The organism is Pseudaestuariivita atlantica, assembly GCF_001205715.1.
Taxonomy (GTDB): Bacteria; Pseudomonadota; Alphaproteobacteria; order Rhodobacterales; family Rhodobacteraceae; genus Pseudaestuariivita; species Pseudaestuariivita atlantica.
In genome coordinates this window covers 552,335-574,933 of sequence record NZ_AQQZ01000001.1, presented here as the reverse complement: position 1 = coordinate 574,933, position 22,599 = coordinate 552,335, and the positions used below count along the sequence as shown (strand labels likewise).

The window sequence follows — 22,599 nt, the reverse complement described above, 5'->3', positions numbered from 1 at the left end:
ATTCATTGAGGGGGCTCTGATGAAGCGCATTCCTACGTTTATTGCTCTGTCCTTTGCCGCGACCACGCTGTCGGCCGACGAATTGCCGCGCGCGCTGGACCCGTCCGATTTCTTCGACGTGAACATCGAATGGGCCGCGATCGGGCGAAACCTGTTCTTCGACAAGGCCCTTTCGGGCAACGACAACATCTCCTGCGCCACCTGTCACCACCCCGCTCTCGGGACCGGTGACGGCATGGCGCTGCCGCTTGGCGAAGGCGGCATCGGGCTTGGCCTGCAACGGGTCGCGGGGGAGACCAACATCCCGCTGGAACGCGTGCCGCGCAACGCGCCGCCGCTCTTCAACCTCGGCGCGCGCGATTTCGACGTCTTCTTCCACGATGGCCGCATGTTCCGCGATCGCAGCGCGCCGTTCGGCATCCGCCTGCCCAAGGGCAACGAACTGGAACGCCGGATGCCCACGATGCTGTCGGCGCAGAACCTGCTGCCGCTCCTGAACGTGGAGGAAATGGCCGGCCAGCCCGACGAGAACCCGGTGGGCCGCGCGGTGGCGCGCAACCGCCTGACCGGGCCGGGCGGCGCATGGGATCTGATCGCCAAGGAGATCGAGGGGATCGATGATTACCGCAACGCCTTCGACTGGCTGATCGGTGCCGATGAACCCCTGCATATCAGCCATATCGGCATCGCCCTGTCCTCCTTCATCATGTACGAATTCCGCGCCGCCAACACGCCGTTCGACCGCTACCTGCGCGGCGATGACGACGCGCTCGACGCCGCGCAGATGCGCGGGATGGAGCTGTTCTACGGCAAGGCCGAATGTTCCTCCTGCCATTCCGGTCCGCTGATGTCGGATTTCGAGATGCACGCGCTCGCCCTGCCGCAATTCGGACCGGGCAAGAAGGAAAACGCCGACTTCCCGCATGCCGACGAAGGCCACATGCGCACCTCGGGCGCCTACGAGGACATCTATAGTTTCCGCACGCCGATGCTGCGCAACGTGACCCTGACCGCGCCTTACGGCCATAATGGCGCCTTCACGACGCTCGAAGCCATGGTCCGGCACCACCTGAACCCGCTGCAATCGCTGGGCAATTTCGACCGCGCGCAGGTCCTGCTGCACGACGTGCCCTCGATCACCGACGACTGGGTGGCGCTTGATACCACCGGGGAGACGTTCCGCATCGCCACGGCGATGTCGATCAACCCCGTGCCGCTGAACGATGCCGAGGTCGACGACCTCCTCGCCTTCCTCGACGCGCTGACCGATCCGGTGGCGCTCACCGGGCGGCTGGGCATCCCGGTCACCGTGCCCTCGGGCCTCGATATCGACATGCCGCAGGACCAGCCATAAGCGAGGCCGCCCACCAGGGCGGATGAGCGGCCCCTTTCCAACGGGGCCGCGCACCGCTACATGCCCCTCTATGGCAGAGGTTCTCAACATCGTGGGCGGCGGGCTGGCAGGCTCCGAGGCCGCCTGGCAGGCCGCGCAGGCGGGCGTCGACGTGGTGATCCACGAAATGCGCCCCCGCGTCGGCACCTTCGCTCACCAGACCGGTGACCTCGCCGAAATGGTCTGCTCCAACTCCTTCCGCTCGGATGACGACGAACAGAACGCCGTCGGCCTGCTGCACTGGGAAATGCGCGCCGCAGACGGCCTCGTCATGGCCACCGCCGACCGCCACCGCCTGCCTGCCGGTGGTGCGCTCGCGGTCGACCGTGATCCCTTCGCCGCCTCGGTCACCGCCGCCCTCATGGCGCATCCCCGCATCACCCGCCGCGATGCGGAAATCACCGACATCCCCGCGGACGGCCACTGGATCATCTCCACCGGCCCGCTCACCTCCGCCGCCCTCGGGCAGGCAATCCAGCGCGAAACGGGGTCCGAGGCGCTCGCCTTCTTCGACGCCATCGCCCCGATCGTGCACGCCGACTCGATCGACATGTCGAAGGCGTGGATGCAGTCGCGCTACGACAAGGGCGAGACCGAGGAAGAGCGCACCGCCTACCTCAACTGCCCGATGGACAAGGCGCAGTACGAGGCCTTCATCGACGCGCTCCTCGCCGCCGACAAGACCGAGTTCCACGAAGGCGAAACCGCGGGCTATTTCGACGGCTGCCTGCCGATCGAGGTCATGGCCGAACGCGGCCGCGAAACCCTGCGCCACGGGCCGATGAAACCCGTGGGCCTGACCAACCCCCACGCCCCCGACATCAAGCCCCACGCCGTGGTGCAACTGCGCCGCGACAACGCGCTGGGGACGCTCTTCAACATCGTCGGTTTCCAGACCAAGATGAAATACGGCGCGCAAACCGACGTCTTCCGCATGATACCGGGGCTTGAAGAGGCGCGTTTCGCCCGGCTTGGCGGCATCCACCGCAACACCTTCCTCAACTCGCCCACCCTGCTCGACCGCCAGATGCGCTGGCGCGCCCATCCCCATATCCGCTTCGCGGGCCAGATCACCGGCGTCGAAGGCTACGTGGAAAGCGCCGCGATGGGCCTTATCGCGGGCCGCATGGCCGCCGCGCAAATCCTTGGCCAGCCCCTGCCCGACGTGCCGCAGGACAGCGCCATGGGCGCGCTCATCCACCACATCACCGGCGGGGCCGAAGCAAAGACCTTCCAGCCCATGAACGTGAATTTCGGCCTCTTCCGCCCGCTCGACGGCGTGCGTGGCGGGCGCCGGGGCCGCAAGGACCGCTACAAGGCCTATACCGACCGCGCCAAGGCGGCATGGCAGGGCTGGCTCGCGCAGTCGACACTGGACGCGGACGCACCCGCGGCCTAGCGTGGCGCCATGACCGGTTTTCTCGACAAGGCCTATGGCCTCGACGGCGTCGATGACACGCGCGACATGTACGATGCCTGGGCCGCGACCTACGAGGCCGAGGTCGCCGATAACGGCTATGCCACGCCCGGCCGCTGTGCCGAGGCCCTGCTTGCCCACATGGACCGCGCCGACCTGCCGATCCTCGATTTCGGCTGCGGCACGGGGCTGTCCGGCCTTGCGCTGGCCACCGCCGGATTCACCATGATCGACGGCTGCGACATCTCGGCCGAGATGCTGGACGTCGCCCGCGCCAAGCCCGGCCTCTACCGCAACCTGCACCATTACGACCCGGCAAACGGCGTGCCCTTCGCCCCCGGCGACTACCACGCCGTCGCCGCCATCGGCGTCATCGGATCGGGCGCCGCCCCGGTCGAGGTGCTGGACCAGTTGATCGACGCACTCGACCCCGAGGCGCTGCTGGTCTTCTCCTTCAACGACCACACGCTCGCGGACCCGAGCTTCGAAGGCCGCCTCAACGCCCGCATCGCCGACGGATCGGTCGAACTGTTGTTCAAGGAATACGGCGACCACCTGCCCGGCCGGGACATGAAATCGAACGTCTACGTCCTGAAACGTCTGTGACCTGCGTCACCCGCTTCGCGCCTTCTCCCACCGGCCCCCTGCATCTCGGCCACGCCTTCTCGGCCTTCATCGCCCACGACATGGCCCGCGCCTCGGGCGGCCGGTTCCTCCTGCGGATCGAGGATATCGACACCACCCGCTCCCGCCCCCAATGGGACACGCAGATCCTCGACGACCTCGCATGGCTCGGCCTTACATGGGACGGCCCCGTCATGCGTCAGACCGACCGGCTCGACGCCTACCGCGCCGCCCTCGACACGCTCTGGCAACAGGGACTGCTCTACCCCTGCACCTGCACCCGCCGCGACATCGCCACCGCGCTCTCTGCCCCGCAGGAAGGCGCCGACCCGCCCATGGGCCCCGATGGCGTCATCTATCCCGGCACCTGCCGCGACCTCTCCCCGCGCACCGGCCCCATACCCACGGAGGCCGCCCTCCGCCTCGACCTCGGCGCGGCTCTCCACCACCCGCGCTACACCTTCACCGAAACCGGCACGCCCGCCAACGGCACCCCCCGCACCATGACCCGCAGCGCCGACGTGCTCCTCTCGCAGGTCGGAGACATCGTCCTGTCACGCAAGGACTTCCTCGGCTCCTACCACCTCTCCGTCATCCTCGACGACGCCGCGCAACAGATCACCCACGTCACCCGCGGCGAGGACCTCTTCGACGCCACATGGATCCACGTCGTCCTGCAGGTCCTGCTCTCCCTGCCAACGCCCACCTACCACCACCACCGCCTCGTCCGGGACGAGACCGGCAAACGGCTGGCCAAACGCGACGACGCCCGCAGCCTCGCAACCTACCGCAGCGAAGGCCGCACCCCGGACGACATCCGCCATCTCGCGGGCCTCGCCCCTTCTTCTCTTTGAAAATATGTCCGCCGGAGGCTCCCGCCCTCACGGCCAGCGCACCACATGATCCTCAAGGCACTGCGAAAGCCGGTAGGATGGGTGATCTTCACCCATCATCCCCTGACAAAAATAGCGTAGGACGGGTGATCTTCACCCGTCACACCCGGCGCAGGGCGAGCACCGCGTTCATGCCGCCGAAGGCAAAGGCGTTGGACAGCGCGACCTCGACCCGCGCATCGCGCGCCTCGTTCGGGACCACGTCCAGCGCGCATTCCGGGTCGGGCTCTTCATAGCCGATCGTGGGCGCCACCACGCCGTCGCGCAGCGCCATGATGCAGGCCAGAAGCTCCACCGCGCCGGTCCCCCCGATGCAATGCCCATGCATCGACTTGGTCGAGGAGATCATCAGCGCATCCGCCTGCGGCCCGAACACGTCCGCCACCGCCGCGCATTCGGTCTTGTCATTGGCCGCCGTGCCGGTGCCATGGGCGTTGATATACTGCACGTCGCGGGCATCGACCCGCGCATCCTTCAGCGCCCCGGCAATCGCCCGCGCCGCGCCCTGTTTCGACGGCATCACGATATCGGCGGCGTCCGAGGACATGGCGAACCCGATCACCTCGGCCAGGACCTCGGCCCCGCGCGCGCGGGCATGTTCGAATTCCTCGAACACGAAAACCCCCGCGCCTTCGCCCTGCACCATCCCGTTGCGGTTGGCCGAAAACGGGCGGCAGGCGTCCTTCGACATGACCCGCAACCCTTCCCATGCCTTCACGCCACCAAAGCACAGCATCGATTCCGACCCGCCCGTGACCATCGCGTCCGACATGCCCGACCGGATCATCGCGAAAGCCTGCGCCATGGCGTGGTTGGACGAGGCGCAGGCCGTCGACACCGTGAAGGACGGCCCCTTCAGGTTGAACTCCATCGACACGTGCCCGGCGGCGGCATTGTTCATCAGCTTGGGCACCACGAACGGGTGCACCCGGTTCTTCCCGTCCTCGTAGACGGTGCGGTAATTGGCATCGAGCGTGTTCATCCCGCCGCCCGAATTGCCCAGCACCACGCCTGCCCGCGCGGCCAGCTCGCCGGAAAACTCGATCCCCGCCTGCGCCACCGCCTCGCGCGCGGCGATCAGCGTGAACTGGGTGAACCGGTCATAGAGCGCGATCTGCTGGCGGTTGAACACCTCCTCGGCGTGGAAATCGTGCACCTGCCCACCGATCCGGATCGACAGCCGGTCGACGTCGCGGATGTCCAGCTCGCCGATCCCGCAGCGCCCCTCGCGCATCGCTTCCAGCGTGGCGGGCACCGAGTGACCCAGCGCGTTGATCGTTCCCGCGCCCGTGATGACGACCCGCCGCATCGCTTAGGCCTGCGCCTTCACCAGAGCCTCGACCTCGCCGATGATCGACCGGACAGAGGAGATATCGAACCCGCTTTTCTCTGGCTCGTTGGCGTTGAAGGGCACCTGGATGTCGAAGGCTTCCTCGATGGCGAAGATCGCCTCGACCAGCCCGAGGCTGTCGATGCCCAGATCCTCCAGCGTCTGGTCCTCGCTGATATCCGAAGGTTCAAGAACCGCCTGCTCCGCGATGATCGCGATCACCTTGTCCTTAACGGTCATGCTCGTCCCCGATTTCTTCTCTGCCGAGGATTTAGTCAGTCCCGCCGTCTTTGAAAACCGCCTTTTTGAGACTTGCGACATCCGCCAGCAGGCGCGGCAGGCGGCGCGAGGCCTTGTAGGCCGCGACGTTGGTTTCCATCTTCACCGCCGGATAGCCCATGACGGCCCGTCCAGCGGGCACGTTCGACAGAACGGCAGAGGCCGCGGCAATCACCACGTTGTCGCCCACGGAGATGTTGTCGGCCACGCCCGCCATGCCCGCGACCACCACGTTGTCGCCCAGCCGCGATGATCCCGCGATCCCCGCGCCCGCACAGACAAGGCAGTTGCGGCCCAGCACGACGTTGTGGCCGATCTGGACAAGGTTGTCGATCTTGCAGCCATCGCCCACGCGGGTCGGGCGCACGGTGCCCCGGTCGATGCAGGAATTCGCGCCGATCTCGACATCGTCGCCCACCAGTACGCCCCCCAGCGAATGGATGCGGGCCCAGGCCTGCCCTTCGGCGGTGACGGTATCGCCCAGCGTCTCGCGCACGTCCTCGGCGGTGGATTTCTCGGGCGTGACGAACGAGAACCCGTCGCCGCCCACGACCGCGCCAGGTTGCGCGATGAAGTTGTCGCCGATCACGACCCGCGCGCCGATCCGCACGCCTTCGCGCAGCAGCGCGCGCTGGCCCAGCTGCGCCTGCGCGCCGACATGCACCTGCGGCCCGATCACCGAATTGGCGCCGATCTGCGCGCCCGCGCCGATCACCGCCAGCGGCCCCACGCTCACCCCGTCACCCAGCTGTGCCGACGGGTCGATGAAAGCGGTCGGGTGCAGACCGGCGGGGTAGCCTTCGCCCGCATCCATCATGGCCGACGCCCCGGCCAGCGCATAACGCGGCCGGTCGGGACAGATCGCGCCCTTCAGGCCAAGCGCCTGCCAGTCCGTGCCCGCCGGCAGCAGCGCTGCCACCGCGCCACCCTTGGCAAGATCGTCGATATAGGCAGGCTGCATCGCCAGAGCGAGGTCCTCGGGACCCGCATCGGCGGGTTCGGTGATGCCGGTGATGACAAGATCGGCGTCGCCAAGGGGATCAACCCGCAGCGCCGCCGCGATGTCTGCCAATGTGGTGCGCATGGGGGCCATCCCGTTCTTGCGGTCTGGCCCCGAGCCTTACCCCTGAACCGCGCGCAGCGAAACCCCGGCGCGGCTCAGCGCGGCGAAGATCTTCCTGTCACGATTGTAGACATCGCGCCGGAACTGCATCTGCCCCTTCGGAGTGGTATAGGCCGTGCGGTAGATGATGTGCACCGGCACGTCCTGTTTCAGGTTCACCCGTGTCTCGGACCCGGTGTTCAGGACCGACTGGAAATAGGCCTCGGGGTTGCTTTCCTGCCGGGCCAACAACGCATAGGCAAAGTCGAACGGCTTGCCGAGCCGCACGCAGCCATGGCTGAAATCCCGGCGTTCGCGGTCGAACAGGTTCTTGGCCGGCGTGTCATGCAGGTAGATGTTGTGCTTGTTGGGGAACATGAACTTCACCAGCCCCAGCGCGTTGCGGCGGCTGGGAGGCTGGCGCATGTTGAACGGGAAGTTGCGCTCGTTATATTGCGCGAAATTCACGGCGCCCCGGTTGACCACCCGCCCCCGGCTGTCGGTGATTTCCAGATGCCGCACCGCACCCGAGTTGCGGCGCAGGAGCGGCAGGTATTCCTTGGTCGCGATCGACCGCGGCACGTACCACGACGGGTTGATGACCATGAATTCCATCACGTCCGAGAATTCGGGCGTTTCCCGGTCGGGGTCGTTCTTGCCCACCACCGTGATGGTTTCGAAGGTGACCTTGCCGTTATCCATGATCTTGGCGGTGAAATCGGGGATGTTGACCAGCACGTGACGCTTGCCGCGGCCTTCGGGGATGTTCATCCAACGTTCGCGCTCCATCGCCACGATGATGGACTGCAACCGCTTGTCCATGCCGGTATTGATCTCGATCATCGTGCCTGCGCCCGCGACGCCATCGGGGGTCAGCCCGTGCGCCAGCTGGAACTGCTGCACACCCGCCGCCAGCGCCCCGTCATACGAGGCGGACGAGCTGCGCTTCATGTACCCCATCGCCACCAGCCGGTTGCGCAATGCCACGACCGGCGCGCCCGACGCGCCGGGTTTGAGCGACTTGGCCGGTACCTTGGGGCCCCAGCCCCCGCGCGCCAGCGCCTTTTCATAGGTCAGCTTGGCCTTCATCAGGCGTGCATATTCCTCTGACCGGGGCGCCAGCGCCTTGAAGAACCCGCGCGGCGACGATTTCACGAGGTTGGTCAGGTAGGACACGCGCGACCGGTACGGCACCTGCCGCACCATGAAGACCGGGTCGATCCGGCGCGGATCGACCGCGCCGGTCTGCATGTCGGTCGCATATTCGAGGAACGTGGTGGAGATGTCGACTTCAAGCTGCGCCCGCGCTTCCGCGCCCTTGACCGATTTCATCCGCGCCACGAGGTCGTCGATCGCGTATTTCGGTGCGGGCAACCCGTGCATGGGCGCCGCGCGCACCGCCTTGATGAACGCCTCGCGGCGGGAACGGTCCTTGCCGGTGCGCCCCACCCAGATCGGTTTGAACTTGTTGGCCTTGTAAAACGCGGCGAGGTCCTTGTCCTTCGCGGCCGCCTCGGCGATTGCCTGTTTGAAGGCCGTCACCTGCGCGCTGGCGGGCGCGATGCTGACAAGGTGCAAAACCACGGCCATGGCGCAGACCGCCACCACCCGGAAGATCGCGGCACGCGCGCCGCCCTGAGAATTCATTGTCAAAATCAATGTCCGCATCCCTTTTGTCCCACTCGAACACCATACCTCGTGCCAAACGGGCACCTCTACCGCATGATATGTCCCGCGACGGGCCCGTTTTGTCCAATCACATCTGCCCGCACCCGCCCTGCACCGCAACATTTCGGCGACAATGGCGCAGAAATATCACCCTCACGCCACGATCGCCATAATTTGAGCATATTTCTGCCGATTACCCTTGATCCCTAAAAATAGCCCGGATTCTCGCTTGGTATAAGATTCGTCCTGTGCCATACACGCGAGGCATCTGGGGATGAGATGGCAGAAGCCGGGGAAACACCTGGCACCAGGCAAGCGACGAGGCTCGCAAGACATGACGAAATCAAACGGCGGCTTCACGCGCCGCGGGGTATTGGGTGCGTTTGCCGCAACCCTGGTCACCGCAGCGCCGACCTACACCAACGCAGCAGGTTTCCTGCGCGGCTCCGGCGACATCCGCCGCATCCGGATGATGTCCGGCCGGACGGGCGAGCGGATCGATATGATCTATTGGGTCGAAGGCGACTACATCAAGGACGCCGTGTCCGAGGTGAACCGCTTCATGCGCGACTGGCGCACCAACCAGGTCAAGACGATCGACCTGCGCACCGTCGACATCCTGGCCGCCGCACACAACCTCATGGACGTGAACGAACCCTACATGCTCCTGTCGGGCTACCGCAGCCCGCAGACCAACGCGATGCTCCGGGCGCGTTCGCGCGGCGTGGCCAAGAATTCGCTGCACATGGTCGGACAGGCCGCGGATATCCGGCTCAACTCCCGCTCCGTCGGCCAGATCGCGCGCGCCGCGGGTGCCTGCAACGGCGGCGGCGTCGGCCGGTATTCCAAGTCGAACTTCGTGCACATGGATTGCGGTCCGGTTCGCGCCTGGGGCCGGTAACCGGGACCCATATCCACTGACCATCTTCTACCACACGCCCGCCTCGCGCGGGCGATTTTGTTATGACGATTTTAACGAATGGCCGCGCAGCAGATCACCGCCCCTTCCAGACCGGATCGCGCTTTTCGGCGAAGGCGCGCGCGCCTTCCAGCTGGTCTTCGGACGCATAGAGGTGATCGACGGTGCCGAACTGGCGCTGCGTGATCCGGTTCATCGCGTCCTGGAACGTCATCGCCTCGGCCTCGCGCACGATCTCCTTGATCGCGGCGTAGACAAGCGGCGGACCGGATGCGAGCAACTCCGCCGTCTGCCGCACCTCGTCCATCAGCGACGCCGCCGGCACGATGCGGTTGATCATGCCCCAGCGCGCCGCCTCTTCCGCGTCGATCCAGCGCCCCGTCAGCAGCATCTCCATCGCGATGTGGTAGGGGATGCGCTTGGGCAGCTTGACGCTCGCCGCGTCCGCCACGGTGCCCGACCGGATTTCGGGCAGGGCGAAACTCGCATGATCCGCCGCGATCAGGATGTCGGCTGACAAGGCCAGCTCCAGCCCGCCGCCACAGCAGATGCCGTTGATCGCCGCGATCACCGGCTTGTTCATCGCCCGCATCTCCTGCAAGCCGCCGAACCCGCCGACGCCGTAATCGCCGTCGACCGCGTCCCCGTCCGCCGCCGCCTTCAGGTCCCACCCGGCGCAAAAGAACTTCTCTCCCCCGCCGGTGATGATCGCGACCCGCAGATCGGGATCGTCGCGGAAGTCACGAAAGACCTCGCCCATGGCACGGCTTGTCTGCAGGTCGATGGCATTGGCCTTGGGCCGGTCCAGCACCACTTCCAGGATTGCACCGTTCCGGGTCACCTTCAGGGCGTCACTCATCGCGCATGTCTCCTCTTTCGATCAGCGCATCCACCGCGACCGCGCGGTCGGGCGTCACGATCACCGGGTTGATCTCAACTTCGTTCAAACGGGCCGCGTCGGCAATGACCGCGGCCTGCACCGCCATCACCAGGTCGAGCAGCGCCGCCTTCGCCCCCGCGGGCCGCCCGCGATATCCGTCAAGCAGCGTGGCGACGCGCAAGCCGTTCAGCCCCTGTTCGACCTCGGCACGCGAGGCCGGGACCAGCATTGACACCGTATCGCGCAACATCTCGGTCAGCACACCGCCCGCGCCCAGCGTCAGGACGAACCCGTGCGCGGGGTCGCGCACCACGCCCACGAGGATCTCGGCCACGCCGCCTTCAATCTGCTCCTCGACCAGAAACCCCGGAGCCGCCATTTCTTCCGCCGCCGCGCGCACTGCGTCGGGCGACGTCAGCCCCAGCCGCACCGCCCCTGCCTCGGATTTATGCGCCACGCCCTCGCCTTTCAGGACCAGCGGCACGGTCAGCGCCCGCGCCGCATCGGCAATTTCGGCAGCATCGCGGGCCCGCGCGCGCCGGGGCACCGGCACGCCGTGCGCGGCCAGCCAGTCCTTCGCCGTGCCCTCCTCGACCCGCACCGGATCACGCGGTTCGGTTGCCAACAGCACCGGATCAGGCGTCGTGGCAGGGCCGGGCGTGGCCGCCAGCCGCACCGCCTCCAACCCCTCGGTCAGCCCCGACAGGCAGGCGATTCCGTGCGGCGCAAGCGCGGCCACCACGTCCTCGGGCATCGTGTCAGGCAGGCTTGCGATCAGCGCCAGCCGCCCGCCCGCCTTTGCCTGAGCGTCCCGCGCGGCGTCGACGATGCAGGCCCAGTCGGCGGGATCGCAGCGATCCGCGCGCGGGAAATCCGCCACGATCAGCGTCAGGTCCTGCGGCCCGGCCAGCATCGCCGCGTAGGCGCGGGTCATCGCGGGCACGTCGTTCCAGATATACGTGTGATAATCCAGCGGGTTGGCGAGCGTCACCCTGGGGCCAAGCGCCTCTGCCAGCCCCGTGCGCTGCGCCTCCGTCATCGGAGCCCAGTCGAGCCCCGGCAATCCCTCCACCGCATCCGCGATCAGCGACGCCTCGCCCCCGGAACAGGACATCGACGCGAGGCGCCCGCCCTTGAGTGGCCCGGTTACGTGCAGAAATTTGAGCGTCTCAAGGAAGGCCGCAATCCCTTCGGTCTCCACGCAGCCCAGCCGCCGAAAGAGCGCCGAGGCCCCGGCGCTGCTGCCCGCAAGGGATGCCGTGTGCGACAGCGTCGCTTCCCGCGCCGCTGCCGACCGTCCCGCTTTCAGCACCACGACCGGCTTGCCAAGGGCGCGGGCCGTTGCCGCCATCCTCTCGAACGCGCGAAGGTCGCCGACGCCTTCGATATGCAGGCCAAGCGCCGTGATCCGGTCATCGCGCAAAAGCGCTTCTCCCAGGTCGGCCAGCCCCAGCTGCGCCTGATTGCCCGCCGTCACGATCGCGGCGATGGGCAGACCGCGACGCTGCATCGTCATGTTGATCGCGATGTTCGACGATTGCGTCACGATGGCGACGCCGCGCGCCACGGGTACCAGCCCGTGCTGGTCCGGCCAGAGCGCCGCTCGATCCAGCGCGTTGACGAAACCATAGCAATTCGGCCCGATCACGGGCATCTCACCCGCAACCTCGACCAGCCGCGCCTGCCGGTCACCCGCATCCGCGTCCTCGACCTCGCCGAACCCGCTGGCAAAGGCCACGGCACCCCCTGCCCCGCGCGCATCCAGCGCCGCGATCACGTCAAGCGTGGCGGCATGGTTCACACCCACGAAGGCCGCATCGGGCGCATCAGGCAAGGCATCGACGCCGGGCACGGCGGGCAGGCCCGCCACCTCGGTCCGCGTCGGATGCACCGGCCAGATCGGCCCGTCGAACCCGAACTCGGTCGCCGCGCGGATCACGTTCCGACACCACGCGCCACCCCCCACAACCGCGATGGATCGCGGCGCCAGCAACCGGCGCAGCCCGTCGGTCATGCGCCCAGCGGACGCAGCAGACTGCGCGAGATGATGTGCCGCTGGATTTCCGAGGTCCCGTCCCAAATCCGTTCGACCCGCGCATCGCGCCAGAACCGTTCGATCGGGAAGTCCGACATTAGGCCCATGCCCCCGAAGATCTGCAAGGTCGCGTCGGTGACATGTGCCAGCATCTCGGTCGCATAGACCTTGGCCGATGCGATTTCGCGATTGGCATCAAGCCCCTGATCGAGCCGCCACGCCGAGGCGAGCGTCAGGTAATCGGCCGCGTCGATCTCGGTGATCATGTCGGCGATCTGGAAGCTCACGCCCTGGAACTTGCCGATCTGCTGGCCGAACTGCTTGCGCTCGGCGGCGTAGTCGAGCGCATAGTCGAAACAGCGCCGCGCGCGGCCCACCGACATCGTCGCCACCGTGATCCGCGTGGCGTAAAGCCACGTGTTCATCACGTCGAACCCGCCATCGACCTCGCCCAGAACCTGCGCGTCGGGCAACCGGCAATCGGTGAACTCCAGCACGCAGTTCTTGTAGCCCCGGTGAGAGACCGACTGGTACCCATCCCGCACCTCGAACCCCGGATGGCCCCGGTCGACAAGGAAGGCCGTGATGCGTTTCTTCGGGCCCTTCGGCGTCTCGTCCACGCCGGTTGCGATGAAGACGATGAAGAAATCCGCGTGGTCGGCGCCCGAGATGAAATGCTTGGTCCCGTTCACCACCCAGTCGCCGCCATCCCGCACCGCCGTGCAGCGCATCCCGCGCACGTCCGATCCGGCCTCGGGCTCGGTCATGGCAAGCGCGTCCATCCGCTCGCCCCGCACGGCGGGCAGCAGGTACTTCTCCCGCTGCTCGCCCTCGCAGGCCATCAGGATGTTCTGCGGACGGCCAAAGAAATGCGTCAGCGCCATCGACCCGCGCCCCAGCTCCCGTTCGACCAGCGCGAAATCAAGGTGGTTCAGCCCCGCGCCGCCGACCTCTTCGGGGAAATTGCAGGCATAGAACCCCAGATCGAGCGTCTTGCGCTTGATCTCCTGCGCGAGGTCGGACGGCACTTCACCGGTCCGCTCCACCAGGTCCTCGTGCGGGTAAATCTCGTTCTCGACAAAGCTCCGCACGGTGGAGACGATCATCTCCTGCTCGTCACTCAATCCGAAATTCATGCGCCCGCTCCGTGACTTGCGGCCAGCTCTTCGACCTTTTTCTCAACATCGGCGCGCGGCGGGCAACTGCGCCGCGTCTCAAGGCTGACATGGATCAGCATCTGCTCGCAGGTGGCCTGCACGGTGCCGTCTTCGCCCCGCATCTCGTGATAAAGCTTCAGCTTCTTGCCCGCGCCTTCCAGCACCTGCGTGACCACGTGAAACGGCGCACCGGCATGGGTTTCGGCAAGGTACTTCACCGTCGTCTCGACCGTGAAATAACTCAGCCCCGACGCGATATAATCGGCGTCCGCGCCCACAAGGCGCATCACGAAATCGGCGGCGTCGGAAAAGACCTGCCCGTACCGGCCTTCGTTCATGTGGCCGTTGTAATCCGTCCAGTCGACCGGCACCGTCCGGCGCACCGTGACAAGGGGCGAGGCATCGGCGATCGCGGGCGCGATCTGCGCCTCGTGCGCGTTCAGATGCGCGCCCGCCGCCGACCCCTGCTGCCGCAGGGCGCGCAGCATGGCGACGAGATTGTCATCGCGCAGCCGCTCAAGCTCCCGGATCGACAAATGGCCCGATTGCGCGTCCGACTGCGCCGCGATCCGGTCGATCAGCGCGTCGTCCAGCTCGGGCACATCCATCAGCTTGGTCCACGGCCATGCCAGCGCCGGGCCGAACTGTTCGATGAAATGGCGCATGCCCGCCTCGCCGCCTGCGATGCGGTAGGTTTCGAACAACCCCATCTGCGCCCATCTGAGACCGAACCCCATGCGGATCGCCTCGTCGATCTCTGCCGTTGTGGCGATCCCGTCCTTGATGAGCCACAGCGCCTCTCGCCAGACGGCTTCGAGGAATCGGTCGGCGATATGCGCATCGATCTCGGCCCGAACCCGCAAGGGCGCCATGCCGAGCCCCGTCAGCACCTCTTCGGCCCAGGCCACGGCGCGCGGATCGTGTGTGTCGCCGGGCACCAGTTCGACCAGCGGGAGCAGGTAGACCGGGTTGAACGGGTGCGTCACGAGGATTTGCGTCGGGTCCTTGGCCCCCTGTTGCAACTCGGACGGTTTGAAACCCGATGTCGACGAGCCGATCACCGCCTCGGGGTCGAGATGCGACTGGATTTCGGCGAAGACCCGGTGTTTCAGGTCGAGCCGTTCCGGCACGCTTTCCTGCACCCAGGCCGCACCGGTTACCGCCTCGCCCACCGAGTTATGGAAGGTCAGCGTGCCTTCGTCGGGCAAAGCCACGTCGTAGAGCATGGGCAAAGCGCGGCGGGCGCCTGCCAGAACATCGCCGATCTTGCGCTCGGCCTCGGGGTCGGGGTCATGCACCCGCACGTCCCACCCCATCAGCAGGAACCGCGCGGCCCAGCCGCCGCCGATCACGCCGCCACCGATGATCGCGGCGGTCTGTCTTGCATCCGTCATGGCGCGTTCGTCTCCGTATGTCCGTCCACGGCCAGCACCTGGCCTGAAATCTTCGAGGCGGCGGGCGAGGCAAGGAACAGCACGCTGTCCGCGATATCGTCCGCCGTCACCCATGTGCGCATCGACACGCCCTGCACGTATTGCGCGCGCACCTCTTCCTTGTCGCGACCGCCTGCCTGCGCCTCGCGCTCCAGCACCCGCTCCATCCGGTCGCCTTCGACCGCGCCGGGGCAGATCGCGTTCACCCGAACTCCCACCGGCCCAAGCTCCATCGCAAGCGTCTTGGTCAGCCCGATCAGCGCCCATTTCGCGCTGGCATAGGGTGAGCGGTAGGGATGGCCCCATTGGCCCGACGTGGATGAGGTTATCGTGATAAGCCCCTGTTTCTGCTTGCGCATCACGCGCGCGGCCCAGCGGCAGGTCAGGAAGGCGCCGTGCAGGTTGACGGCCACGCAATCCTGCCACGCCTCATAATCCAGATCCTCGATCCGGCCTGCTGGCCCGCCGGTGCCTGCATTGGCGCAGACGACGTCGATCCCACCGAACTCCGCCTCGACCCGTGACAGGAAGGCATCCATCCCGGCTTCGTCCGTCACATCAACTGTCTCGGCCAAGACATTGGCATGGGACGATTTCATCTGATCGACAGCCACGGGATCGGCGTCACAGATCGCCACGCGCGCGCCCGTGTCGAGGAACCGTTCGGCAATCCGCCGACCGATCCCTGCAGCGCCACCCGTGACCAGAACGCGCGTCACCGGGGCGCTCGTTTGTTCAGACCAAGACGGGTGCGCACCTCCTCCGGGCCGATCACCCGCGCGCCCAAGCCTTCGATGATGCCCACCGCGCGTTCGACCAGTTGCGCGTTGGTCGCCAGCTGCCCCTTGCCGAGCCACAGGTTGTCCTCCAGCCCCACGCGGACGTTGCCGCCCGCCAGCACCGCCGCCGCGACATAGGCCATCTGGTGCCGCCCCAGCGAGAAGGCCGAAAACGTCCAGTCGCTGGGCACGTTGTTGACCATCGCCATGAAGGTATTCAGGTCATCCGGCGCGCCCCACGGCACCCCCATGCACAATTGCACCAGCGCGGGCGCGTCTAGGATGCCGTCTTCGACCAGCTGCTTGGCGTACCACAGGTGGCCGGTATCGAAGGCCTCGATCTCGGGCTTCACGCCCAGATCGGTCATCATCCGCCCCATCGCCTGCAACATGCCCGGCGTGTTGGTCATCACGTAATCGGCCTCGGCAAAGTTCATCGTGCCGCAATCGAGCGTGCAGATCTCGGGCAGGCACTCGGCGACATGGGCCACCCGTTCCTCGGCGCCGATCATGTCGGTGCCCTCGGCCAGCGGCAGCGGCGCCTTGGCGCTGCCGAACACGATGTCGCCGCCCATGCCCGCGGTCAGGTTCAGGACCATGTCGACCTCGGCGTCGCGGATGCGGTCGGTCACTTCGCGGTAATAGGCCAGGTCGCGGGCGGGCGTGCCGGTTTCGGGGTCGCGCACGTGGCAATGCACGATCGCCGCGCCCGCCTTGGCCGCCGCGATGGCGCTGTCGGCAATCTGTTTCGGAGAGCGCGGCACGTGCGGCGAGCGATCCTGCGTGCCGCCCGATCCGGTAACGGCGCAGGTGATGAAGACCTCGGTGTTCATGGTCAGTGGCATGCGGCATCTCCCTGTTTCGTGCGCCAGCCTAGTGCGCTAGACGGGACAAAACGCGGCCAAAGGCGACAGAAACCATGCAAGAGTGGACAAAACCGGCAGATGAGGCGACCTCGGTCGCGTTCGTGCTGTTCGACCGATTTTCAAACCTGTGCCTTGCCAACTGCCTCGAACCCCTGCGCGCGGCGAACACGCTGGCCGGGCGCGATGTCTTTGCGTGGCGATTCTACAGCCCCGATGGCGCGGCGGTGCGGTCGTCGTCCGAACTGCCCGTCCTGCCCGATGCAGCACTTGCCGACATGCCGCGCGTCGACCTGATGGTGGTGCTGGCCAGTTATGACCACCTGCGCCACGACACGCCGCAGACCCGCCGGTTGCTGAACGCCGCTGCTCGCCGAGCCAAGGTGGTCGTGGGCCATGATGCAGGTCCGTGGTTGCTGGCGGCGGCGGGGGTGCTGGCGGGCCATACCGCGACGCTGCACCGCGACCTGATCGATCCCTTTGCCGAGCGGTTCCTCGACGTAACGGTGCTGGACGATCCCGTCGTGCGGGACCGGGCGCGGCTGACCTCGGCGGGTGCGATGGCGGCCTACGACCTGACGCTCGACCTGGTGCGGGACGTGTGCGGCGCGGCCCTGACGCTGGATATCGAGGCGCTCTTTCTCAGCGACGCCGCCCCGCGTGGCCGCCAGCGGGAGCCGCGCGACCCGGTCCTCGCCCGTATGCTGGCCGAGATGCGCCGCACCCTTGGCGCGCCCATCCCCGTCGCGGACCTCGCGGCGCGGCTGGGGTTGCGCACCCGCACGCTCGACCGGCGCTGCCGCGCGGGGCTGGGGGCGAGCCCCGGACAGGTCTATCGCCATCTGCGGCTCAGCGCCGGGGTGCAGATGATCACGACGACCCGCCTGCCCCTGTCGGAAATCGCACTCAGATGCGGGTACGAAACACCCACCGCCTTCACCCGCGCCATCCGCGCACGGTTCGGCGCGACGCCGCGCGCGTTGCGCGCCCGCCCCGAAATGGCCCAAAGGCCGCGCAATTAAGGCCGTATTGGCGCGCTACACCCGTGCCATGGCCCCGAAGGACATCATATCCAACGCGACGCTCGAACGCCGCCGCCGCGCCAGGTTGATGGAGTTGATCCGTCAGCAGGATGCCGCGCTTCAGCGCCCTGCACCCTCCGACCCGCCATTGCCCACGGGTTTTGCCCGGCAGTTTCAGGACAATGCCGCGCGATCGCTGGGTCATCGCCCTGCCGATCAGATCCTGTCGTTGCGCCTGCGCGGCTGGCTCGGCTGACCCGCGCCTAGTCGTCCTCGACCGGCTCTGGCGGGCGAAACCCCTGCGCCACCACGAACTTTTCCGAACTGTCCGACCGCGATGCGGGTGGCTTAACGTTCGCCACCTTGGCAAAGCGCTGTTTCAGAAGCGTCTGAAGGCTCGCCTCCGCCCCGCCCTGCAGCACCTTCGCGACGAAGGTGCCGCCGGGTTCGAGAACGTCCATGGCGAACTCCGCCGCCGCCTCGCACAGCGCAACGATGCGCAGGTGGTCGGTCTGCTTGTGCCCGGACGACGCCGCCGCCATGTCCGACATGACCACGTCCGCCGGGCCGCCCAGCCAGTCCTTCACCTTCTCGTCTGCCCCGTCTTCGAGGAAGTCGAGGACATGCAGTTCGGCCCCCGGAATGGGCTCCACCTCCTGCAGGTCGATGCCAATGATGCGACCCTGCGCCTTGCCGGGCTTCAGTCCCAGCGCGTTGATGCGCGGCACAGCGACCTGGCACCAGCCGCCCGGCGCACAGCCAAGGTCGACGACCCGCGCACCGGGGACGAGGAAGCGGTACTTGTCGTCCAGTTCGAGGATCTTGTAGGCCGCGCGGCCACGATACCCGTCCGCCTTGGCGCGCTTGACATAGGGATCGTTCAACTGCCGCTGCAGCCAGCGGGTCGAGGACAGCTTGCGCCCCCGTGCGGTCTTTACCTTGACCTTCAGATCGCGCTGCCCGCGCCCGGATGTGTTCTTGGCCATCTCGTGGTCTCGTCTCAGGGGGTCGGCTGGCAAGCAGTCGACCTACATCTCCGCGGCGCCGTAGGTCGGCTGATCCTCAGCCGACCTGCCTGCTAATAGGGACCGTCCTCCAGCACGCCGTCGGCGCACATCTGCGCGTAAAGCAGGCCCTCGCGCAAGCCACGATCCGCCACCGACAGCCGGTCCGTCGGCCAGCAGCGCAGCAGCGCCTGCAGGATCGCGGCACCCGACATGATCAGCGCCTGCCGGTCCTGCCCGATCCGCGGATCGCGCCGCCGCCCCGCGGGGCCAAGTTCAAGGTAGTTGCGGATCACCGCCTCGATCTGGTCGGAGGTCATGCGCAGCCCGTCCACCTTGGTCCGGTCATAGCGCTTGAGCCCGAGGTGAGAGGCCGCAACCGTCGTGACGGTGCCCGAGGTGCCGACGATCTGGAACCCCTCGCGCGTCTGCTCGTCTTTGTAAGGCGCGAATTCGGCAAGGTTTTCCTCGAAAAACCACGACATCAGCGCATAGCGCGCCGCGTCGTCGCTCACGTCCGAGAACTGGTCGCGCAGCGTCGCCACGCCCAGCGGTACGCTGATCCAGTCCACCACCTTGGCCGCCGGAAACGGGCTTTCGGTCGAATGGAACCCGGCATGCAGGCGCATGATCGATTTCGGGCGGTCGCGCGGCGGCACGTCGCTGAGGTCGATCCAGACCAGCTCGGTCGAACCGCCACCGATGTCGACGACCAGCAATTGCTCGGTCTTGGTCGACACCAGCGGCGCGCAGGAGATCACGGCAAGCCGTGCTTCCTCCTCCGGCTGGATGATCTGCAGATCAAGCCCGGTCTCGCGCTTCACGTAGCGCAGGAAATCGCGCGCGTTGCGGGCGCGGCGGCAGGCCTCGGTCGCGACCAGCCGCATCCGCGTCACGTTGTGCCGCTTCAGCTTCTGCTGGCAGATGCGCATCGCGTGCACCGTGCGGCTCATCGAGGCACGGCTCAACCGTTCGGAGCTTTCCAGCCCCGATCCCAACTGTACGGATTTCGAGAAGCTGTCGACCACGTGGAACTGGCTGCCCTTCGGCTGGGCAATCAGCATGCGACAACTGTTCGTCCCCAGATCAAGCGCGGCGTACAGGTCCGCGGGATCGGGTTTGGCCGGTGCAGGGCTTTCGACCGGTTTCGGGAACGCGCCCGCACCTTTGGAGCGCCTGGGCGCCATCGTCACGCCCTCCGGATGTCAAGTTACCCTCACCCTATGGACCGACCCGACGTCACGCAAGGGGTCAGCCCATCGGATTGTCATAGAAGCCCTTCAAATAGGCGTATTCCGCCGCAAGGTAGGACCGCAGCGCATCGCGCGTCGCGGGCTTCAGATCGTCCAGCGTCATCTTCGCGCCGGTGCTGTTGGCCTTGGGGATCGAGACCGGCAAGCGGCTCCGCGCCGCCAGCGCCTCGGCCAGGTAGGGCATCTCCTCGGTGCGGTAGATGCGGTCGTAATGGTCGGTGATCGGCCCCGGACCGAGGAACAGCCACGCCTCGGCCACGTGATGCTTCACGACCGATGACGCCTCGGCATAGTCCCAGAGGTTCTGGAAGAAGAAATCGGGATCGGGATCGTCCGTCAGGTGCGGGAAATCCCCGCGCGCAAGACGGCGCGAGTTCTTCAGCTCGCCCCGCTTCACCACCCGGTCCAGGTAGCCCGACATCAGCCGCTTCACCGGGTCGCGCACGACGCAGAACCGCCAGTGATCGGCCACCGCGTCCCACCGGTGCGGGCGAAACCGCGTGGTAGGATAGGCCGTGTGCCATGCGCGGATCAGGTTCGGTTCGTCCGGCGCGATCTCCACCGCTGGATCGATCTGCGCCAGCGCCGCCTTGACCGACGTGCACCCCGCCTTCGGCAGCGCCATGTAGGCAATCTTGAAGGCATCCACCGTGATGACCATGACACTCTCGCACCTGCTCAGGGCCTTGTGGTACCGTTCGTCCCGCGACGCTCGCAAGCCCGCCTGTCGCCATTGTCGCGCGTGATGTCGAATTTGTCTCACACCCGCGCGCGGCTCCGGCGTATGAGGGCCGCAACATGAACACAGGAGCCGGGACATGCCCGACGTCACCATCGTCTACTGGCGCGACATTCCGGCCCAGGTCATCGTCGGCAAGGGCCGCCGGGGTGCCAAGAAACAACTGCCCGAACGGTTCGAACAGGCCATCGACCGCGCCGCGATGAAGGTTGGCGCGCAGGACACCGACGCCTATCTTGCCGAGTGGCGCAAGGCCGCGCCGGTTGCGATGGACGGTGACCCGGCCGAGCTTGCCGAAAGCGAAGCCACGCGGCTTGACACCGAATACGACGCCGAGCGCATCAAGGCGCTGATTGCAAACGACGGATGGGCGTGAACATCACGCGGATAAGGGAGGCTGCCATGGCCCTTTTGAACTTCAAGCGCAAGGACGCGCCCGTGACGACCTCCTCCCCCGAGATGGAGGCGTTCCTGCAAGGCTACTCGATCGAGGTGATGCCGCGCACCGCCGCCAAGGTCGAGGATTTCAAGGCGCTGCTGGCCCCCGGCACCCGCGTCTACATCGCCCATATCGAGGGCACGCCGATCGAGGAAATGGTGGATACCGCCAAACGCCTTGCCGCCGACGGCTTCCCCGTCATGCCCCACTTCCCCGCCCGCATCATCAAGGACGAGGCGACGCTGGCCGACTGGATCGCGCGGTACCAGGGTGAGGCCGGTGTCGACCAGGCGCTGCTGCTGGCCGGTGGCGTGACCACCCCGCACGGCGACTACCACTCCTCCATGCAACTGCTGGAATCGGGCCTCTTCGACAAGGCGGGCTTCAAACGCCTGCACGTCGCGGGCCACCCCGAAGGCAACCGGGACATCGACCCGGATGGCGGTGAGGCCAACGTGATGGAGGCCCTGCGCTGGAAGCAGGACTTCTCGAACCGCAGCGACGCGCAGATGGCCCTCGCCACCCAATTCGCGTTCGAGGCCGGACCGATCATCGCATGGGTCGACGGCCTCAAGGCGGCCGGCATCGACCTGCCCGTCCACATCGGCATCGCGGGCCCCGCCAAGCTGCAAACGCTCATCAAGTTCGCCATCGCCTGCGGCGTCGGCCCCTCGCTGAAGGTCCTGCAGAAACGCGCGATGGACGTGACCAAGCTTCTGTTGCCCTACGAGCCGACCGAGGTCCTGTCAGAGCTCGCCGCCCACAAGGCCGCCAACCCCGATTTCGGCATCGAACAGGTCCACTTCTTCCCATTGGGCGGGATCAAGACGAACGCCAACTGGGCGATTGAGAACGGCGGGGCGGCGACGCAACCGGTTGCTGCAGCCTGATCGCGGATCGGCCACAAAGTTGCTCAGCCCGTCCCAACAGGCCCGCGGGCGGAGAGGTTCCGGGTCAGGCCCCGGATGGGCAGCGCAACCGCCGCAGGCCTGATGCAGAATGTGCGAGTTCGGCCACGTAAGACTTGGCGGCCTCCTCCACGATTGCAGACGGGCCGCGGTACGTCGATCCAACGATCGAGGCTCTGCACTTTATGCCTGCCAAGCCCGCATTCCGCCCAAGCGACGCACCAAGCCGGGCCAAATCGACGTGCCGTGGGGGCGGCCCGTCGATGCGCGGCGGGCTGACGCCCTTGATTCCGCGCGGGTATGCAGCCCGGCGGTAACAGCTGACACGATGCGTCGAATTGGCATCCGGTCTGCCGTCCTTCTCAGGCAATGAAATGTTTGCCGTACGGCGACATTCCATCATTCAGGTCTATCCCGTTCACATCAGCTGCTTGTCACGCCTTCGCCATAGACGCCTGCTTC

Annotated in this window: 22 protein-coding genes; 9 read left to right on the top strand and 13 right to left on the bottom strand. The window is 66.8% G+C overall.

Annotation, left to right across the window (positions count from 1 at the left end):
- Positions 1-19 precede the first annotated feature (19 nt).
- From ATO11_RS02805 to gluQRS, 4 genes are all read left to right on the top strand, one after another.
- Entirely contained in the window at positions 20-1,354 is a 1,335-nt protein-coding gene (locus tag ATO11_RS02805) for a cytochrome-c peroxidase (protein WP_050529276.1), read from the top strand.
- Between the two features lie 70 nt (positions 1,355-1,424).
- Positions 1,425-2,792: a methylenetetrahydrofolate--tRNA-(uracil(54)-C(5))-methyltransferase (FADH(2)-oxidizing) TrmFO gene (gene trmFO, locus ATO11_RS02800; protein ID WP_050529275.1), complete on the top strand. Its 1,368-nt coding sequence runs from the start codon at positions 1,425-1,427 to the stop codon at positions 2,790-2,792.
- Positions 2,793-2,801: 9 nt separating this feature from the next.
- Positions 2,802-3,416: a class I SAM-dependent DNA methyltransferase gene (locus ATO11_RS02795; protein ID WP_050529274.1), complete on the top strand. Its 615-nt coding sequence runs from the start codon at positions 2,802-2,804 to the stop codon at positions 3,414-3,416.
- Positions 3,413-4,288: a tRNA glutamyl-Q(34) synthetase GluQRS gene (gene gluQRS, locus ATO11_RS02790; RefSeq protein ID WP_050529273.1), complete on the top strand. Its 876-nt coding sequence runs from the start codon at positions 3,413-3,415 to the stop codon at positions 4,286-4,288. Before ATO11_RS02795 ends, gluQRS begins: the two co-directional genes overlap by 4 nt.
- 139 nt (positions 4,289-4,427) lie before the next feature.
- On the opposite strand, the gene ATO11_RS02785 is transcribed toward gluQRS, so the two are convergent.
- Genes ATO11_RS02785 through ATO11_RS02770 form a run of 4 tightly spaced genes read right to left on the bottom strand, consistent with a single transcriptional unit; the run spans position 4,428 to position 8,685 of the window.
- Positions 4,428-5,636: a beta-ketoacyl-[acyl-carrier-protein] synthase family protein gene (locus ATO11_RS02785; protein ID WP_050529272.1), complete on the bottom strand. Its 1,209-nt coding sequence runs from the start codon at positions 5,634-5,636 to the stop codon at positions 4,428-4,430.
- Between the two features lie 3 nt (positions 5,637-5,639).
- A complete protein-coding gene (locus ATO11_RS02780) occupies positions 5,640-5,897 on the bottom strand; it encodes an acyl carrier protein (protein WP_050529271.1) in 258 nt (85 codons plus the stop codon).
- Between the two features lie 31 nt (positions 5,898-5,928).
- A complete protein-coding gene (gene lpxD, locus ATO11_RS02775) occupies positions 5,929-7,020 on the bottom strand; it encodes a UDP-3-O-(3-hydroxymyristoyl)glucosamine N-acyltransferase (protein WP_050529270.1) in 1,092 nt (363 codons plus the stop codon).
- Positions 7,021-7,056: 36 nt separating this feature from the next.
- The gene (locus ATO11_RS02770) at positions 7,057-8,685 is read right to left on the bottom strand and encodes a L,D-transpeptidase family protein (protein WP_050529269.1); all 1,629 of its coding nucleotides are present in this window, start codon (positions 8,683-8,685) and stop codon (positions 7,057-7,059) included.
- A 355-nt stretch (positions 8,686-9,040) separates the two neighbouring features.
- Here ATO11_RS02770 and mepK point away from each other — a divergent pair, with 355 nt between their 5' ends.
- Positions 9,041-9,607 carry a peptidoglycan L,D-endopeptidase MepK gene (mepK, locus tag ATO11_RS02765; RefSeq protein ID WP_050529268.1) on the top strand — a complete coding sequence of 189 codons (567 nt, stop codon included), beginning with the start codon at positions 9,041-9,043 and terminating at the stop codon, positions 9,605-9,607.
- Positions 9,608-9,701: 94 nt separating this feature from the next.
- On the opposite strand, the gene ATO11_RS02760 is transcribed toward mepK, so the two are convergent.
- From ATO11_RS02760 to bcoG, 6 genes are read right to left on the bottom strand one after another with little or no spacing between them, the layout of a single operon-like run.
- Positions 9,702-10,484 (bottom strand): carnitinyl-CoA dehydratase, encoded by a 783-nt coding sequence (locus ATO11_RS02760; protein WP_050529267.1) that lies wholly within the window; start codon positions 10,482-10,484, stop codon positions 9,702-9,704.
- The gene (locus tag ATO11_RS02755) at positions 10,477-12,519 is read right to left on the bottom strand and encodes an acetate--CoA ligase family protein (protein ID WP_050529266.1); all 2,043 of its coding nucleotides are present in this window, start codon (positions 12,517-12,519) and stop codon (positions 10,477-10,479) included. Before ATO11_RS02755 ends, ATO11_RS02760 begins: the two co-directional genes overlap by 8 nt.
- Positions 12,516-13,676, bottom strand: coding sequence for an acyl-CoA dehydrogenase family protein (locus ATO11_RS02750; protein ID WP_050529265.1), 1,161 nt, complete (start codon positions 13,674-13,676; stop codon positions 12,516-12,518). The genes ATO11_RS02755 and ATO11_RS02750 overlap by 4 nt, the downstream gene beginning before the upstream one ends.
- Positions 13,673-15,091: a carnitine 3-dehydrogenase gene (locus ATO11_RS02745; protein WP_050529264.1), complete on the bottom strand. Its 1,419-nt coding sequence runs from the start codon at positions 15,089-15,091 to the stop codon at positions 13,673-13,675. Before ATO11_RS02745 ends, ATO11_RS02750 begins: the two co-directional genes overlap by 4 nt.
- Positions 15,088-15,849, bottom strand: a complete 762-nt coding sequence (locus ATO11_RS02740; RefSeq protein WP_050529263.1) for an SDR family oxidoreductase — start codon at positions 15,847-15,849, stop codon at positions 15,088-15,090. Before ATO11_RS02740 ends, ATO11_RS02745 begins: the two co-directional genes overlap by 4 nt.
- The gene (bcoG, locus tag ATO11_RS02735) at positions 15,846-16,754 is read right to left on the bottom strand and encodes a 3-dehydrocarnitine:acetyl-CoA trimethylamine transferase BcoG (protein WP_050529262.1); all 909 of its coding nucleotides are present in this window, start codon (positions 16,752-16,754) and stop codon (positions 15,846-15,848) included. Before bcoG ends, ATO11_RS02740 begins: the two co-directional genes overlap by 4 nt.
- A 74-nt stretch (positions 16,755-16,828) precedes the next feature.
- On the opposite strand from bcoG, the gene ATO11_RS02730 reads away from it, so the two are divergent.
- The gene (locus tag ATO11_RS02730; protein ID WP_050529261.1) at positions 16,829-17,794 is read left to right on the top strand and encodes a GlxA family transcriptional regulator; all 966 of its coding nucleotides are present in this window, start codon (positions 16,829-16,831) and stop codon (positions 17,792-17,794) included.
- Positions 17,795-17,822: 28 nt separating this feature from the next.
- A complete protein-coding gene (locus ATO11_RS02725; RefSeq protein ID WP_050529260.1) occupies positions 17,823-18,050 on the top strand; it encodes a hypothetical protein in 228 nt (75 codons plus the stop codon).
- A 7-nt stretch (positions 18,051-18,057) separates the two neighbouring features.
- On the opposite strand, the gene ATO11_RS02720 is transcribed toward ATO11_RS02725, so the two are convergent.
- The 3 genes from ATO11_RS02720 to ATO11_RS02710 all read right to left on the bottom strand — a co-directional run bounded on the left by ATO11_RS02720 (position 18,058) and on the right by ATO11_RS02710 (position 20,712).
- On the bottom strand, positions 18,058-18,780 hold the full coding sequence (locus ATO11_RS02720; protein ID WP_050529259.1) for an RlmE family RNA methyltransferase: 723 nt from the start codon (positions 18,778-18,780) through the stop codon (positions 18,058-18,060).
- Positions 18,781-18,872: 92 nt separating this feature from the next.
- Positions 18,873-19,985 carry a Ppx/GppA phosphatase family protein gene (locus tag ATO11_RS02715; RefSeq protein WP_050529258.1) on the bottom strand — a complete coding sequence of 371 codons (1,113 nt, stop codon included), beginning with the start codon at positions 19,983-19,985 and terminating at the stop codon, positions 18,873-18,875.
- A 64-nt stretch (positions 19,986-20,049) separates the two neighbouring features.
- Positions 20,050-20,712 (bottom strand): sulfotransferase family 2 domain-containing protein, encoded by a 663-nt coding sequence (locus tag ATO11_RS02710; protein ID WP_050529257.1) that lies wholly within the window; start codon positions 20,710-20,712, stop codon positions 20,050-20,052.
- Between the two features lie 157 nt (positions 20,713-20,869).
- Here ATO11_RS02710 and ATO11_RS02705 point away from each other — a divergent pair, with 157 nt between their 5' ends.
- Both ATO11_RS02705 and ATO11_RS02700 read left to right on the top strand, forming a co-directional pair.
- Positions 20,870-21,166 carry a virulence factor gene (locus ATO11_RS02705; protein ID WP_050529256.1) on the top strand — a complete coding sequence of 99 codons (297 nt, stop codon included), beginning with the start codon at positions 20,870-20,872 and terminating at the stop codon, positions 21,164-21,166.
- Positions 21,167-21,192: 26 nt separating this feature from the next.
- On the top strand, positions 21,193-22,119 hold the full coding sequence (locus ATO11_RS02700; RefSeq protein WP_050529433.1) for a methylenetetrahydrofolate reductase: 927 nt from the start codon (positions 21,193-21,195) through the stop codon (positions 22,117-22,119).
- Positions 22,120-22,599: the final 480 nt, after the last annotated feature.

Bases quoted from the DNA above. Each gene is read 5' to 3' on its own strand.
- ATO11_RS02805 (WP_050529276.1), top strand. From the start codon at position 20: ATGAAGCGCATTCCTACGTTTATTGCTCTGTCCTTTGCCGCGACCACG.
- trmFO (WP_050529275.1), top strand. From the start codon at position 1,425: ATGGCAGAGGTTCTCAACATCGTGGGCGGCGGGCTGGCAGGCTCCGAG.
- ATO11_RS02795 (WP_050529274.1), top strand. From the start codon at position 2,802: ATGACCGGTTTTCTCGACAAGGCCTATGGCCTCGACGGCGTCGATGAC.
- ATO11_RS02785 (WP_050529272.1), bottom strand. From the start codon at position 5,636: ATGCGGCGGGTCGTCATCACGGGCGCGGGAACGATCAACGCGCTGGGT.
- ATO11_RS02780 (WP_050529271.1), bottom strand. From the start codon at position 5,897: ATGACCGTTAAGGACAAGGTGATCGCGATCATCGCGGAGCAGGCGGTT.
- lpxD (WP_050529270.1), bottom strand. From the start codon at position 7,020: ATGCGCACCACATTGGCAGACATCGCGGCGGCGCTGCGGGTTGATCCC.
- ATO11_RS02770 (WP_050529269.1), bottom strand. From the start codon at position 8,685: ATGAATTCTCAGGGCGGCGCGCGTGCCGCGATCTTCCGGGTGGTGGCG.
- mepK (WP_050529268.1), top strand. From the start codon at position 9,041: ATGACGAAATCAAACGGCGGCTTCACGCGCCGCGGGGTATTGGGTGCG.
- ATO11_RS02760 (WP_050529267.1), bottom strand. From the start codon at position 10,484: ATGAGTGACGCCCTGAAGGTGACCCGGAACGGTGCAATCCTGGAAGTG.
- ATO11_RS02755 (WP_050529266.1), bottom strand. From the start codon at position 12,519: ATGACCGACGGGCTGCGCCGGTTGCTGGCGCCGCGATCCATCGCGGTT.
- ATO11_RS02750 (WP_050529265.1), bottom strand. From the start codon at position 13,676: ATGAATTTCGGATTGAGTGACGAGCAGGAGATGATCGTCTCCACCGTG.
- ATO11_RS02745 (WP_050529264.1), bottom strand. From the start codon at position 15,091: ATGACGGATGCAAGACAGACCGCCGCGATCATCGGTGGCGGCGTGATC.
- bcoG (WP_050529262.1), bottom strand. From the start codon at position 16,754: ATGCCACTGACCATGAACACCGAGGTCTTCATCACCTGCGCCGTTACC.
- ATO11_RS02730 (WP_050529261.1), top strand. From the start codon at position 16,829: ATGCAAGAGTGGACAAAACCGGCAGATGAGGCGACCTCGGTCGCGTTC.
- ATO11_RS02725 (WP_050529260.1), top strand. From the start codon at position 17,823: ATGGCCCCGAAGGACATCATATCCAACGCGACGCTCGAACGCCGCCGC.
- ATO11_RS02720 (WP_050529259.1), bottom strand. From the start codon at position 18,780: ATGGCCAAGAACACATCCGGGCGCGGGCAGCGCGATCTGAAGGTCAAG.
- ATO11_RS02715 (WP_050529258.1), bottom strand. From the start codon at position 19,985: ATGGCGCCCAGGCGCTCCAAAGGTGCGGGCGCGTTCCCGAAACCGGTC.
- ATO11_RS02710 (WP_050529257.1), bottom strand. From the start codon at position 20,712: ATGGTCATCACGGTGGATGCCTTCAAGATTGCCTACATGGCGCTGCCG.
- ATO11_RS02705 (WP_050529256.1), top strand. From the start codon at position 20,870: ATGCCCGACGTCACCATCGTCTACTGGCGCGACATTCCGGCCCAGGTC.
- ATO11_RS02700 (WP_050529433.1), top strand. From the start codon at position 21,193: ATGGCCCTTTTGAACTTCAAGCGCAAGGACGCGCCCGTGACGACCTCC.